10 protein-coding genes are annotated in these 15,220 nt (G+C 62.2%); 5 read left to right on the top strand and 5 right to left on the bottom strand.

Translation table 11 applies throughout. The features are described 5' to 3' along the window. Window positions 1-16 precede the first annotated feature (16 nt). Window positions 17-532 carry a hypothetical protein gene (locus JIN84_RS15470; RefSeq protein ID WP_200351945.1) on the bottom strand — a complete coding sequence of 172 codons (516 nt, stop codon included), beginning with the start codon at window positions 530-532 and terminating at the stop codon, window positions 17-19. Window positions 533-536: 4 nt separating this feature from the next. Continuing rightward, window positions 537-1,517 (bottom strand): NAD(P)/FAD-dependent oxidoreductase, encoded by a 981-nt coding sequence (locus tag JIN84_RS15465; protein WP_200351944.1) that lies wholly within the window; start codon window positions 1,515-1,517, stop codon window positions 537-539. Window positions 1,518-1,819: 302 nt separating this feature from the next. On the opposite strand from JIN84_RS15465, the gene JIN84_RS15460 reads away from it, so the two are divergent. Continuing rightward, on the top strand, window positions 1,820-3,409 hold the full coding sequence (locus JIN84_RS15460) for a family 43 glycosylhydrolase (protein ID WP_200351943.1): 1,590 nt from the start codon (window positions 1,820-1,822) through the stop codon (window positions 3,407-3,409). A gap of 79 nt (window positions 3,410-3,488) precedes the next feature. Here JIN84_RS15460 and pdxR read toward each other — a convergent pair whose 3' ends face one another. Then, a complete protein-coding gene (pdxR, locus tag JIN84_RS15455) occupies window positions 3,489-4,961 on the bottom strand; it encodes a MocR-like pyridoxine biosynthesis transcription factor PdxR (protein WP_200351942.1) in 1,473 nt (490 codons plus the stop codon). A gap of 123 nt (window positions 4,962-5,084) precedes the next feature. Between pdxR and JIN84_RS15450 the strand changes: the two genes are divergently transcribed. Further along, complete coding sequence (locus JIN84_RS15450; RefSeq protein ID WP_200351941.1) at window positions 5,085-5,561, top strand: carboxymuconolactone decarboxylase family protein; 477 nt, start codon at window positions 5,085-5,087, stop codon at window positions 5,559-5,561. Between the two features lie 65 nt (window positions 5,562-5,626). Here JIN84_RS15450 and JIN84_RS15445 read toward each other — a convergent pair whose 3' ends face one another. Then, window positions 5,627-7,189, bottom strand: coding sequence for a LamG-like jellyroll fold domain-containing protein (locus JIN84_RS15445; protein ID WP_200351940.1), 1,563 nt, complete (start codon window positions 7,187-7,189; stop codon window positions 5,627-5,629). Then, the gene (locus tag JIN84_RS15440; protein ID WP_200351939.1) at window positions 7,182-7,730 is read right to left on the bottom strand and encodes a sigma-70 family RNA polymerase sigma factor; all 549 of its coding nucleotides are present in this window, start codon (window positions 7,728-7,730) and stop codon (window positions 7,182-7,184) included. Before JIN84_RS15440 ends, JIN84_RS15445 begins: the two co-directional genes overlap by 8 nt. Before the next feature lie 149 nt (window positions 7,731-7,879). Between JIN84_RS15440 and JIN84_RS15435 the strand changes: the two genes are divergently transcribed. The 3 genes from JIN84_RS15435 to JIN84_RS15425 all read left to right on the top strand — a co-directional run bounded on the left by JIN84_RS15435 (window position 7,880) and on the right by JIN84_RS15425 (window position 15,182). Then, window positions 7,880-8,785 (top strand): PEP-CTERM sorting domain-containing protein, encoded by a 906-nt coding sequence (locus JIN84_RS15435; RefSeq protein WP_200351938.1) that lies wholly within the window; start codon window positions 7,880-7,882, stop codon window positions 8,783-8,785. 90 nt (window positions 8,786-8,875) lie between these two features. Further along, the gene (locus JIN84_RS15430; RefSeq protein ID WP_200351937.1) at window positions 8,876-11,656 is read left to right on the top strand and encodes an FAD-dependent oxidoreductase; all 2,781 of its coding nucleotides are present in this window, start codon (window positions 8,876-8,878) and stop codon (window positions 11,654-11,656) included. A gap of 73 nt (window positions 11,657-11,729) precedes the next feature. Beyond that, window positions 11,730-15,182 (top strand): beta strand repeat-containing protein, encoded by a 3,453-nt coding sequence (locus tag JIN84_RS15425; RefSeq protein ID WP_200351936.1) that lies wholly within the window; start codon window positions 11,730-11,732, stop codon window positions 15,180-15,182. Window positions 15,183-15,220: the final 38 nt, after the last annotated feature.

Raw genomic sequence — 15,220 nt, 5'->3', positions numbered from 1 at the left:
TCCTCGCAGATGTTCGTCATCCCACCTTCTCCAATGCCCGGGTGCGGCGGTCGATGTCCGGCAGCGCGTCCCTCGCGGCTTCGATACGCCAGAATTCGACTCCGTCCCGTTGTTTGATGGCTTCCAGCTCGAGTTCCCGGAAATCCACATCGCTCCATTCCGGGTACCATGCCGAGATTTCCTGCAGCGCGAGCCACAACAGACGCTTTCCCTGGACCCCCAGTGCCAGCATTTCCAACCCTTCGAACAAGCCGAGCTTGCCCGGTTCGAATCCCTCCCACATCAGCTTGAGAAAACCCACCCTGGCGGTCAGATCACCCGCGACATTCAAAACCGTGCTGGATCGCATCCCGGCGGTTTCGAGCAGGCGCTTGAGCAGCTCGCGATCGTTTTCGACATCCTGCTTGAGCTTGATGAAGAAATCCCGTGCTTCGGGATGCTCCACGGTTTCGGCAAAATTTTGGATCATCAGGATGGCTCCGGAAGAGCCTGCGAGATGATCGTTCAGATAGCGTTCGAGTTGTTGGTCCATGGGGTTATGCGATTTTGACAGCGAGATAGGATTGGTCGGCTTGGGAAAGCCATTGATGGATCGCTTCGGCGGCCTTGACGCCTTCCGCTGCGGAAATGATGGCCATTTCCGCCGGGCGGGAAGGATTTCCGACGATGAACAAGCCTTGGACCGCCGTGCCGCAGCCGGTTTGTGAATGGCTGTTCCGTCCCGAATGGCCGGGGTGGCAACCAAGACGGGCCGCCAGATCCGAATGTGGCATGGCGGGCGTCGGGTAAAAAAGCGCCTCGCAGTCGACGGCTCCGTCGTCCGCCATCCGCACTTGCTTGAGAATGCCTCCCTCGCCCTCGAGAGCGCGGACCGGCCGGGTTTCGACGCGGATCCTTTTTTCAGCCAGATGCTGGCGCGACGAATTGCAGATGCTTTCACCGTTCGTGAAGAGCGTCACCTGATCGCTCCAGGTAAGGAGTTTCAGTGCCAGCACAACCGCGTGGTTGCCGCCACCCAGCACGGCCAGCTTCTGGCCCCGGTGGTCCCAGCCGTCACAATGCGGGTATTGGTGGAAGGTCGTCCCGTGGAATTCCTTGGCACCGGTGATGTCCGGCAGACTGGTGATCAGGTCGGAGGCGATCAGCATGCTACGGGTTTCAACAACCATTCCATCGGTGAAATGGACCCTGAACCCGGTGATGCTGCGCTCCACATTTCCGATGCTTGAATCCACGTGCGCCACCGTATCGAACTTCTTGCATTGCTCGCGGCCGACACGGATCAGATCGATGGGGTTGCAGCCGTCCAGCCCGAGAAATCCGCCGGTGGAAGGGAACGTCCCGGGTTCCGCATTCCCGCCGTCGCACAGGATCACATCCCGCATGCAACGGCCCAGCAGCAGCGCGGCGCTGAGTCCGGCGGGACCTCCTCCCGCGATGACGACGTCATGAATCCTTGGTTTTCCCATCGGGATGAGGGCGGGACGGGGAGAAGCGGAGGAATGTGGAGTATCCATTTTCTATGGGTGCTGTGCCGGTTTGCTCCCCACCCCTCGCAGACCGGGTGCCATTCCGGCGGCGAGCCGGAACCATTGGTAACACAGGGTTCTCCGGAACTCCGGTGCCCACCACAATTGCAAGTTGCGGGATAGGGATTGCACTTTGCCATGGGTCTCCCGACGCGGGAAAACGAGATAAAAGAACCTTGGCAGCGGTCCGCTCCAAAACTACATTTTCCGGGATCTAACAGACCACCCGCCGGCCCGGCCTTCGGTCCGCCAGCCGAAAAACAACCTCCAGCACCCATCCTGACAAACACATGCTGCTCCGCCCCCTTCTCATCTGCCTTTCCACCTTCGTGTGCTTCGCCGCCTCCGCCGCCGAGACCTTCGTCAACCCGATCAGCGAGGGCGCGGACCCGTGGGTCACGAAATACGGCGACAAATACATCTGGTGCCATTCCGAAAGCAACCAGGGCGTCGCCTTGTGGATTTCCGACCGCCTGACCTCCATCGGCACCCGGCACGTCGTCTGGACGGCACCTGAGAAAGGCCCTTATTCCAAGGAAGTGTGGGCGCCTGAGATCCATTTCCTCGACGGTCACTGGCACATCTACGTGGCCGCCTCCGATGGCAAGAACGCCAACCACCTGGCCTACGTCCTTCGCTCGCGCGACGCCGATCCCCTCAGCCCCTATACCGTCCACGGCCCGCTGCCGACCGGCGACGGCAAGGACGGCAAAAGCCCGAACGTCTGGGCCATCGACATGACCGTGCTGGAACAAGGCGGCAAGCGCTACGCGATCTGGTCCGGCTGGGACGCCCCCGGCACCGACCAACAGTTCCTCTACATCGCCCCGATGAAGTCGCCCACCGAGCTCGCCGGCCCCCGTGTCCTGCTTGCCAAGAACGACACCTACCTTTGGGAGCGCACCGAGGAGAAACAGGAATCCCGCGGACTCGCCGAGGGCCCGCAGATCCTCCAGAACGGCGGCCGCACCTTCGTGACCTACTCCACCGCCGCCTCCTGGCTGCCCACCTACAAGCTGGGTCTGCTGGAGCTCACCGGCCAGGACCCGCTGGACCCCGCCTCATGGACCAAGCACCCCGAACCGGTTTTCAAGGGGAACGACTCGACCTATGGCGTCGGCCACAGCTGCTTCGTAAAAAGCCCGGATGGCAAGGAATGGTGGCACGTCTTCCACTCGAAAAGGGACCGCAACAGCGGCTGGCGACGTTCGGTTTCCATCCAGCCGTTCACCTTCGATGACAAGGGTTTCCCGAACTTCGGCAACCCCGTGGCCCCGGGTGTCGAACAACCCCGTCCGTCCGGCGAGGTCGTTCCGAAGCCGGTCCTGCCTTTGTCACTTGATTTCACCAAAGGCCAGCCGAAGGAGCTGTCCTACTACGGACACCTCCAATTCATGAATTTCGACAAGGACGGCCTGCAGCTCGGCAGACCTCCGGCGGATCCCGTTAACACCTATCGCAGCGGCGAAAAACTCGTGCTCGACGGCGGCAATTTCACCGACTTCGAAGCCACCACCACTTTCAGCTTCGTCAAGGGTGACCGCGACGCCGGCCTGTTATTCCGCACGACCTTCCCATCCGTGGGTTTCGACGCCCAGAAAGGCTACTTCGCCGGACTGATCCCCCGTGACAAGGTGGTGGTCCTCGGCAAGACCGATGGCAGCAAGTGGACGGAGATTTCCCGTGCCCCGGTAAGCATCGACACAAAGGCGGACCTGAAACTCTCCGTCTCCGCATCCGGTCCCGAGATCAAAATCTCGCTCGATGGCAAAGCCGTGCTCACCGCAAAAGACGACACCTACACCAGCGGCAGCGTCGGCGTGCGGGTGGTCGATACCCACGTCCGCTTCACCAATCTTGAAATCAAGGCTGCGAACTGAAGTTTTGTAAGCCACGACAACGAATTCTCAAAGGAGCGGTGATTCCCGGAATCGCCGCTCCTTTTTCATGTGTTTCGAATCAAAGCAACGTTGCGAGCGCCCGGACCCCCCGTCGAATTTCCTCCTGGCCCACGGCGGCGAATCCCACCTGGATGCCGGACCGCTGCTTCCATCGCAACGCCCATGCGGACAACGGCAGGACGGCCACTCCACATCCTTGGGCGGCACGGCAGAACTCCACATCATCCCGGCCGTCCGCCAGCCAGCCGATCGTCTGAAGCCCGGCCTGTGCGGGCTGGAGCACCAGACGATCCCCCCATTCCCGGCCTGACTCCGTCATCAGCACATCCAGGTTCTCGCCGTAGATCTGCCGCATCCGCCTCAGGTAACGGCCGAAATGCCCTTCCGAGATGAAATCGCTCAGGACAGCCTGTTCGATCATGGGACCGAACCGGTCGGTGAGCGACCGCGCGCCGCGCATCGGCTCCACCAGATGCGGGGGCAGCACGAGGTAGCCCATCCGGAGCGAGGGGAAGAGCATCTTGCTGAAACTGCCGGAAAAGATCACGTTTCCATCAGGAGCCAGCCCCTGCATCGCGGTGAGCGGACGTCCGTCAAAACGGAACTCGGTGTCGTAATCATCTTCAAAAATCCATGCTCCGGTGTTCCGGGACCACTCCAACAGCTTGAGCCTGCGCTCCAGCGGCAGCGTGACGCAGAGCGGAAACTGGTTGGCCGGGGTGACGTAGGCGAGCTTCGCGGCGGGCGCGCGCCTCAGCCCTTCCGCCACCTTCATGCCGTTCCTGTCCACCGGCACGGGGACCAGCTTCGCACCCGCCGCCCGGAAAACACCGGTCGCCCCCGGGTAGCCCGGATCTTCCATCCAGACCTCGTCGCCCGGATCGAGGGTGATCCTCGCGACCAGGTCCAGCGCCTGCTGCGTGCCGGAAACAATCATCACCTGGTCCACATCACACACCACCCCACGGGTCGAGCCGAGATGCGCCGCGATGGCCTCGCGCAACGGACGGTAGCCCAGCACGTCCCCGGCCAGAAGCATCTCGCGCGAGGCGAGCCTCATCCGCCGGGCGCCCAGACGGCTCCAGAGATCAGGGGGAAAATGCGACACCGACGGCTGGCTGGCGGAGAACGCACGCACGGTGCGGATTTCCCCGGGATTCAGGAAGGGCGACCGGGACATCCCGACGCCACGTGAGGAAAGCCTTCCTTTCACCGCGGATACCGCGGGAGTCTCCGCCTTTGCCGCAGCGTTGAAATAATCGTCCGGCAGCTTGTGGTTCACGGTCGTCCCCGCCCCGACCCTGCTCTCGAGATAGGACTCCGAAAGCAGTTGCTCGAAAACACGGATCACCGTGCCACGCGCGATCCCCCATTGTCTGGCAAGAGTCCGGGTCGGAGGCAACTGGGTTCCGGGCTTGAGGCGGCCACTCAGGATCGCCGTCCGCAGTTCCCGGTAAAGCCAGGCGAAAAGTGTTTCGCCGCCCTGCGGCGGTCTCATCGGCAATTCGATCTGATGGGGCGTCCTGCTCATGCGCCCCGATTATAGTGGTCCCACCCATTTGTCGAAACCGGATCTCACACCAAACCAGAATTCCAGCCATCATGCGTGCGTCCCCGGAACAGTCCGGACAACCACCCACTGAAAAACATCACCATGAACACACGACTCGACTATCTGAAATACGGTCCTGGAGCCATCAAGGCCCTCCACGGCGTGGAACATTACCTTCAGAACTGCGGCTTGGAAAAAAGCCTGCGGCATCTCATCCAGCTCCGTGCCTCACAGATCAACGGCTGCGCCTTCTGCATCGACATGCACGTGGAGGATGCTCTTGCCGACGGAGAACACCCCACCCGCCTTCACCTCCTCAGCGTGTGGGAGGAAACCCCGGTCTTCAGCGAGCGCGAGCAGGTCGCCATCGCATGGACCGAGGCGGTCACCCAGCTCACCGAAGGCGGCCCGTCTGACGAACTCTTCGCCCGCGCCCAGCAACAGTTCACTGAAGAAGAACTCGTGAACCTCAACCTCGCGGTGGGGATGATCAACATGTGGAACCGCTTTGCGAAAACCTTCCATACCCAACCGGCGTTGAAGGGTTTCAAGACGAGCACGGCGGCGAACTCCCACTAATCATTGGCGGAGGGGTTGACCGGTGTCAGACGCCTTTCGCATTGATTTCCACCCGGCATCCCCGCTCACCGCATCGCGGCGATTTCCTCCGAGGAAAGGGCCCGGGTGAAGAGCGCGAACTCATCCATCCGGCCGTTGAAGTTCCGCACCGGCTGCGTGTTCCACCAGGTGGAATCGATGTTGCCGAGGTTCGCCGTGCCGAGCTTGACGGGTGTCCGCCGGCCGAGAGGACCGTCCGCCACCTGGCGGCCGTTGACGTAGTGGCGCATCTCAGCATGTTCCGAGTCGATCACGGTCGCCAGATGCATCCAGCGACCGAAGTCGTTCGGCGTGACCACCTGGGGGCTTTCGAGGCGCTCCCATGACTGATACTCCTGCCTGTCGTCCGCCCTCAGGCCGACGAGCATGCGTCCGGAACGGTCGAGCTTCCAGTGTACTTCCCCCACCTCGCCAGGGGCCATGGAGAGCAGCGCGTTGTGGTCCAGCGGCAGGCTGTCCACCCGCACCCACGCCATGAGCGTGAGGGACGGGCTGGCGCCATGCACACGAAATCTCACCCGGTCGCTGGTTTTCGCGAAACCGAGGGCCGCCTTGCGATCCCAGCGTCCCGAAAGCGGTTCGCAGCCGATCACCGAGCCGTTGGAGTCCGCGCTCGCCCCCGAGGCCCTGTTCGGCAGGGTCATGGTCGGGAGGTCCAGTTCCTCGAAATCAAAATAAGCCAGCAGCCCGGATGCCTTGCGCAGGACTTCGGATTGCTCCCGCCACTTTTCCATGCGGGCATCGGATTCCCTCGATGCGGCCTGGAGGATGCCCGCCGGATCCGCGAACGAACGACGGTCCGCGCTGATGGGCGTGGACTTCCCGGCGTTGATCAAGACCGCCTCACCTTCGAACAAATTCCGCGCTGTGGCCTCCGGCACCTCGCCCTGGAGCTCCACCTCCCCGTCGAACACATGCACCGTGCAGTTTTCCGTACCGTTCACGCTCATACCGAACTGGGTGCCCCGGTCCACCACCCGCAGGTTGCCGTTCAGCACCGTGAATCCCTGCGCCGGTGGCGGGACCTTGGCGGTGAGCTTGCCCTCATCCAGCCTGGCAAGATCCGCCGTCAGCAACTCCAGCCTGGCAGGCCCCTCCAGCACCACCCTGACGCCGCTGTAGAAATCCAGCCGCAGCGTCCCCTTGCTGATGCTCAGCAGTCCCTTCGGCAGGGCCTCCCCTTGGGAAAAGGATCTTCCGTTCCATTCGACATCCACGGCCATCGACAGAAGAGCCACCCCATCATCGGCTGGATGGGTGATCCGGGCCGTCTCAGGCGGCGTTGCCGGCTTCGGCAGAAACCACCACCCGACCGCCACGCACGCGGCGAGTCCGGCTGCCAGCCATGCGGGGTTCCTGAAAAGGGAAGGCGTCCGACGCGGCTCCGCCTTCTTTTCCAACCACCTCACACCGCCCGCCTGCATCGCCTGGTCGCGCAGCAGTCCGTGGAAGTCCGCGTGATCGAGGAAAATCCGCCGCGCCTTCGAGGACGAAAGCAGCATGGACTCCAGTTCGGCACGCTCCTCCGCCGTCAGCACACCATCGAAATGGGCCGAGATCAATCGTTCGAGTCTGTCTCCGTCAAACATGGCTTAGGTTGGGGTTGGAGGCCATCCTGCGCTGGACGCACTCCCGAAGGAAAGTCCTCGCACGGGAAAGCGTGACATTCACCGATTGCACCGTACACCCCATAAGGCTCGCGATCTGGGGTGGAAGGTTTTCATTCTGATAGCGATAGTCGATGGACCGGCGGGCCTGCGGAGCCAGTTGGTCAAGGCAGCCGCGCAGCAGGACGAGCCGCTCGTCGGTATCTCCGGCAAACTCGTGGGGCTCCGACCCGAGCGCCTCGAGCACCTCTTCCGAAAGCGTGTCAAACTTCCTCGCCCGGATCGCCTCAAGCGCCTTGTAGCGCGCGATCGTCTTCACCCAGGCCGCAAAGCTCGTGCCGATTTCAAACGATGCCGCCTTCTTCGTCACGATCAGGAACGTCTCCTGCATCACGTCGTCCGCGAGCGAAAAATTCGGGATCATCGCCAGCACGAAGCCGCGGATCTCCGGCTGGTGCTGGATGAACAGCCCCTGCACCTTGGTGGTGTGGTCGTTTTCGTCGATGGATGATGGAGTAGGCATGAAATCCGTCACATTCAAATGCATTCACCGCGTGGAAAATTAGCACCGGGACGGAAAAAATGTCCGGAGGAATGCTAAGTTGCATCGTGAGAGCCGCATTTGTCCCTGTCACCCGGATCAACCCGACTCCGGGCGAAAATCCAAAACTCATGAAAACCCTCCATTCCACCCTCTTGTCCATCGTCGTTTGGACCTCCCAGTCCGTATCCGCGGCGAGCCTGATGCTCGACTTCGGCAATCCTGCCATCAACACCGGCGTTCCCGAATCCAACACCGCCGCGAGCCCCGGCCCCGTCGCCACGGGAAGTTATCTCACCCTGAGTCCCGGTCATGCCACAAACGCAGTGGGATCGGGAGAGACAATCTGGAACACGATCACCACCTCCGCTCCGAACTCCGCCCTCAGCTATTCCGATGGCACCACCGCGACAGGCGTCACCCTGACGCTCGGCCAGGAGGCCGCTGCGGGTAGCAACACCATCGACTACTCGACCGCCGTTTCCACCCTCACCCTGCCCGGCAGCGGAGGAGGAACAAGCGGACGTAAAAGCCTGCTCACTCCCGGATCCATCTATGGAGACAGCAGGCTCGGCTCCACCGCCGTGGGAAGGGACGCCTTTTTCGGCGGAACGGCCTCGGCGATCGGCTTCCGCGTCGATGGTCTGACTGCCGGTGACTACATCGTTTACCTCATGGGGCGGAACACCAGCTCGAACGCCATCACTCTCGGAGGAATGACGTTCTATGCAACGACCGGATCGTCGGCCGGAACCTTTGCCAGCTTCAACACGGCGGCCTCGGAATTCCAGGCCAACACGACCTACACCAACGCCGCCTACACGAACCAATACGAGAGCTTTGCCGATGGGCAGAACTACGTCGCTTTCAATATTTCGCTCGCTGCGAATCAATCGTTGTTCGTGGCCGTGGACGGCACCGAGACAGAAACGCGGGGCTTCCTGAACATGGCCCAGATCGTCGCGGTACCCGAGCCTTCCGCGGCGCTCCTCGGCGGTGTCGGACTGCTGGGCCTCCTGCGCCGCCGTCGCGGTTGAGCGGCTGTTTCCCTGATCCAGCCCTGAGAACCACCCCAAGATCCGGCCCATGAAACCCTTGGGCCAGACCTGGTTTTTTCAGATTTTCCCATGCAACCCGTCTCCCTGCCCCGCTCCGTATTTTTTCTCACTCTCGCGCTTTCCACCGCATTCGCATCCGCCCACCCGGAGGAGTTCGATGTCGTCGTTTACGGCGGCACCTCCGGCGGAGTGACCGCCGCGGTGGCCGGCGCGAAAATGGGAAAGAAAGTTGCTTTGGTCTCTCCCACCACCCACCTCGGCGGTCTCACCACGAGCGGACTGGGTTGGACGGACATGGGAAAAAATCTGGGCAAAAACCTGATCATCGGAGGACTCAGCAGGGAGTTCTACCACCGCGTTTATCTCCACTATGCGGCACAGCCGAACTGGAACTCGGTGAAGTCGATGGCAGGCCAGCACATGGCGGCCTTCGATCAAACGAACCAGCTTGGCTACATCTTCGAGCCGAAGGTGGCGACGAAGATCTACGATGACATGCTTGCGGAGACCACCGTGAAGATCTTCACCGGTCTGCTCGACCTCACCGGCGGAGTGACGATGAACGGCCGGCGGATCACCTCGATCAAACTCGAGGATGGCCGCGCGTTCAGGGGGAAGATGTTCATTGATGCCAGCTATGAAGGCGATGTAATGGCCGGAGCCGGAGTGGGTTTCCACGTCGGGCGCGAGGCGAATTCGGTTTATGGCGAAACCATCAACGGGGTGTATAACGCGGCGGGTAACGAAGTGGTCGCCGGCCTCGATTCTTACAAGGTGAAAGGAAATCCCGCGAGCGGCCTGCTCCCCGGCATCAGGGCGGGTGTCGCGGCGAACGGCACGGCGGACGGGAACCTCCAGGCTTACTGCTACCGGATGTGTCTCACCAACAACGCCGCGAACCGTGTCATGATCGCGAAACCCGCGAACTATAGGGACGAGGATTTCGAACTGGTGCTGCGAGCCGTGGAAACCGGCCAAACCCAGTTCCTGAAAATGGACGCCATGCCGAATGGCAAGACGGACTCCAACAATTCAGGCGGCATTTCCCTCGACTACATCGGAAAAAACTGGGGCCCCGGCTGGGACTGGACCACACTCAACCATGCGGAACGGGCCGCGCTCGCCGAAGAACACGCCTATTGGCAGCTCGGTCTCATCTGGACCATCCAGAACCACCCACGGGTGCTGGCGAAGGTAGGAGCTAAGGGACTCTACTCCGGCTGGGGACTGCCCTTGGACGAATTCACCGATACCGGAAACTTCCCGCCGCAACTCTACGTCCGCGAAGCCCGGAGGATGGTGTCCGACTACGTGATGACCACGAAGAACTGCGCGGGCACGGTGGTCGCCCCGGATTCCGTGGGCATGGCCGCCTACACGATGGACTCCCATAACACCCAACTCTTCAACAACAACGGGACGGTGAAAAACGAAGGCGGCGTGGGAGCGGCCGTGCCCGCCCCTTATCCCATCTCCTACCGCTCGCTGATCCCCAAGACGGGCCAATGCGAGAACCTCCTCGTCCCCTGGTGTCTCTCGACCTCCCACATGGCCTTCGGCTCGGCAAGGATGGAACCGGTCTTCATGACGATGGGACAGTCCGCGGCCACCGCCGCCGCGCTGGCGATCAATGAAGGCACCAGCGTGCAGCAGGTCTCTTACGAAAAACTTGCCTCGGCACTCCGGGCCGACGGTCAGGTGCTCGATCTCGCGGCGGCTTCCGGCACCATCGTGGATACCGAGGATGCCACCGGGGTCGTCATCACGGGCAGCTGGACAGCTTCCTCCACGACCCCCGGTTTCAACGCCACCAACTACCTTCACGACGGCGGCGAAGGACGTGGCCAGAAATCCGTCCGCTTCACCCCCGTCATCCCCTCAAGCGGGAACTACCGGGTCTCACTGCGGTGGAACTCGAACGCGAACCGCGCCACCAACGTCCCCATCACCCTCACGCACGGCAATGGCGTGGCCAACAGCACGGTGAACCAGCAGGCGAACGGCGGCGTCTGGTTCGATATCGGTGTCTTCTCCTTCAACGCGGGAACCGGCGGCAACCTTTTGCTGTCGAACACCGGCGTGAACGGCCACGTCATCGCCGACGCCGCCATGTGGACACGCGTGGACCAGTTGCCTACGGTGGGGATTTCCACCCCTGTTCCGAGCACCATTCGCGGCGGCACGATTCCGGCGGCGGTCATCTTCACCCGCGAGGGCGACACCGCCGCTCCGTTGCAGGTTTTCTACGAAATTTCAGGCAATGCCGATCCCTCCGGACTGAAACCGCAACCCGCCGGATCGGTCACCATCGCTGCGGGCAGGCGTGAGTTCAAGCTGCCGCTTGCCGCCATTTCCCCGGCCCTGCCACAGGGGGAGAAGACCCTCGTTCTCCGGCTTTCCACCCGCGACTCCTATCTGTTGGCGGAGGAAAACCGTTCCGCAACCATCGTCGTGCGGGACAATCCTTTTGATTCCTGGCGTTTGAACCGCTTCAACCCCACCCAGCTTTCGACCCCTTCCATATCGGGGCCGTTCGCCGATCCGGATGGCAGCGGTGTCGTCAATCTCCTCCGTTTTTTCAGCGGCAGGGAGAGCGGGCCGCGCACGTCCATCATCCACACGCAGGGAGCCCCTCTGTATTTCCAGTTCGAGCGGCAAACTGCCGCCGCCGGGCTCGGGTATTCCGTCCAGGAGTCTGAAGACCTCCTTCACTGGAGCGATACTCCGGTGCTCCCCCGGCACGCTCCTGTCGAAGAACACGAAGGAGTCCAGCTGATCCAACTGCCGGTCGGCTACGTCGCCCCGCTGGCGGAGGGAAGGAAGTTCTTCCGCCTGAATGTCGTGCCCTGACCACTTCCCGCTCCAGGCCCATCCCGATTCCCGGGAGACCCGCCCTTCAATGAACTAAAGAGATCCAAACCCAATGAAATCAAAAACAAACCCATTCCTCGCACTGCTCGTTTTCACCACCGGCGTCCACGCCGCCCCCAAGATCTGGGATGTCACCCCGGGTGACGGGGCCTCAGTCACCGCCGGCAGCGGCACATGGCTCACCGATGGCCCGAACTGGAACACCGGGACCGCCGACTCCACATGGGCGGCGGGAGACACCGCGACCTTCCAAGCGGCGGATGATCTTGGAACCCACGTGGTCACGGTCGGTGGTCCGATCGCCACCGGCCAGACTGTGGGGGTATCATCCATTACTTTCAGCAATTCCGGATTCATCCTACAGGCGGCCAACGCCCGGACGATCACGATGGGAACCGCCAACACCGACGGATTCATCACCATCGCAGCCGGCAAAACCGCCACCCTGGGCGACCACCTCACCCTCAAGAAGGGCGGCACCTCCGGAACGACGGGCCTCTTCGGCGGCGGCACCCTAAACCTGGGATCAGGCACCCCCAACGGCGGGGCCGTCCTGCAAAACGCCGGCACCGGCATCTTCGAGATGCGCAACGGCACGACACTCGATGTGAAACCCGGCGGCTTGTTGTCATGTTCGAGAAGTTTCGTGGTCGGATCCACCGTAGCCGACACCAGCACCCATCGATTGAAAGTTTCAGGAGGCACCGTCAACTTCGCCAACGGCGACTCGGCCGTTTGCAACATCGTAATCGGCAACAACACCGCGGGCCAGCTCTCAACCGCCAGCGTCGACATCACCAGCGGTGACATCAACAACCAGACCGCCGGCGGAGCCCTGCGCTTCGGCCCGGCCGCCGCAACCGCGAACACCAACTGCACCGCCAGCGTGAACCTCGACGGCGGTACCCTGACACTCGGCCGTGTTTTCCAAGGAACCGAATCCGCGGGCGGCGCGATCAACTCGACATTCAATTTCAACGGAGGAACCCTCAAAGTGCTGGCCACCACCACGAATGCGGCCCAGTTCATGGCGGGCCTGGATTCCGCCTATATCAAAGCCGGCGGCGCGATCATCGACACCAACGGAGTCACCGGAAACAACGCGAACGTCGTCCTCGCCCAGGCATTGCTGGACGGAACCGGCGGCGGAGGACTCACCAAGGAAGGAGCGGGCACCCTCACGCTCACCGGCGCGAACACCTACACCGGGCCCACCATCGTCAACGCGGGAAAACTCGCCATCACCGCCCCCTACAGCGCCATCACGGCCACGACGGTCAACAGCACCGCCCGTCTCAAGGTCGGTTCGTCAGGCGCCGCCCCATCCTCGCTCGGCTCCGTCTCGCTCAACACCGGCGCGGGACTCGAGTTCGACCTCGGAGCATTCAACGCGGCCAACCAACCCGCGCTTGCCATCGGCACCCTCAATGCGAATGCCAACTACGCCATCGACCTCGGTGAAACCAACATCCCGGGAAACACCACCATCACCCTGCTGACCTACACCACGAAAACCGGCGGCGGCACGCCGGTCATCGGCAATCTCCCTTTGGGGGTCACGCTCAGCGGGCTTCCCGTCGATACCGGATCATCCATCCAGATCACCGTGAACACCGGCTCCCCCACCTCCTTCACCTGGTCGAGAGGTGATGGCGACTGGGACACGACCGCTCTCAACTGGAACACCAACGGCACCGCTTATTCCGAACCCGCCGTGGTGGCATTCCCGAGTCTCGTTGATGCGGTGGATGGGATCAACACCGTCAATCTCACCGCGAACCGCTCTCCATTCTCGCTGTCCATCAGCAACACCGGAGACTTCGACACCAACGCCTATGCCTTCATCGGTGCGGGTGGCATCACGGGCAATGCCAGCATCACCAAAAGCGGCGCGGGTATCGCGAAATTCTCCAACACCGGCAACACCTATGCCGGCACCCTCTCCATCGCCGCCGGAGCGGTGATCAAGGATGTGGCGGACGACACCACCGGCGGCATCACCGTCGCGAACGACGCCACCTTCGTGCTCTCGGGCGGCATCACCGATGGCAGCGGCCAGACCATCACCGTCGCAGGCCCGGGCCACATCAACCTCAATTATTTCTACAGCGGATCCTTCAACCAGCGCGGCGCGCTGCAGGCCCATGGAACCGACAACACCTGGGCGGGCGACATCGTCCTCTCGGGAACCCCTGGCACCTCCGGCACCACCCGCATCGGCGTGCAGAACGCCTCCAGTCTGACTCTAACCGGAACCATTACCGAAGCCGTTCCCGGCATGAGCCCGTATTTCCGCGCCGGAGATGGTTTCTTCGATTCCATCACCATCGCGGGAACCTGCTTGTGGACCGGTCCGACCCGCATCTACTCGAACGGTGGAAGCGTCGTGATCTCCGGCAATGACAAGTTGCCGACCACCGTGGACCTGATCGTCGGAAACACCGCCGGTGCGAGCGGTTCCCCCACCTTCGACCTCGCCGGATTCAATCAAACGGTGGCGGGTCTCGGCGGTGTGGGTGGAAACCATCCTCCGATCGTCAGGAATTCCGGAGGAACAAGATCCACCCTGACGCTCAATCCCACCACGGCGAGCAGCTTCCCCGGAAAAATCCAGGACGACGTGAAACTTGTCATCGGTGGGACCGCTCCCCAGACGCTCACCGGTGACAACATCCATACCGCCGACACCATCATCAACACGGGAGCCAGTCTCATCATCGGTGAGGCGGGAGAACTCCAGCTCTACCCGTTGGAGAACGGTGTGACGAACTCCGTGGGCGGGACAGGCAGCCTTCAATATGATGGAACCCTCCGGATCGATGTTTCCGGAGCCAATCCTGCTCCCGGCAACTCGTGGACGTTGGTGAAAGCCGGCGGACTGGCGGGCCTCACCTACGGCCCCACCTTCTCCGTGACCAGTTGGGCGGCCCCATTCGCGGAAACCGCCACCAATTCGGGGATTTGGAAAATGATACTCGGCGACATCGAGTGGACGTTCACCGAGGCCACCGGAAAACTCTCGACCGCCGTTTACGTTGCGGAACCTTTTGAGACATGGATCGGCGGCTTTTTCCCCGGTGAAATCAATGCCGCCATCATCGGGAAAAATGCGGATCCGGATGGCGACGGCGTCAGCAACCTGGTGGAGTTCGCCCTGAACGGCTCGCCCGACAACGGCACGGACAAAGGCTATCATGCGATCGCCATCCAGGACACCGACACGGACACGCAGAAGGAACTGACACTCACCATCGCGGTGCGCAAGGCCGGTGGATCCCCCGTGTTTTCCGGTTCGCCATTGTCAGCCGTCTCGGACGGCGTGCGGTACACGATCGAGGGTTCTCTTGACCTTGCGTTTGCCACGAGCGCCTCCAGCGAGGCCCCTCCGGCCACCGGTCCGTCGGGACTGCCCGCAGCCTACGAATACCGCCGCTTCCGGCTTGATGCTTCCGAAGGTCTTCCGGGCAAAGGTTTCCTCCGGGTGAAGATCGAAGAGGCCCAGTGATTCCAATCACCCGCCGCCCCGCCGACGAGACAGCTCCG

Source organism: Luteolibacter yonseiensis (assembly GCF_016595465.1).
GTDB lineage: Bacteria > Verrucomicrobiota > Verrucomicrobiia > Verrucomicrobiales > Akkermansiaceae > Luteolibacter > Luteolibacter yonseiensis.
This window is presented reverse-complemented; position numbering and strand designations above follow the sequence as displayed.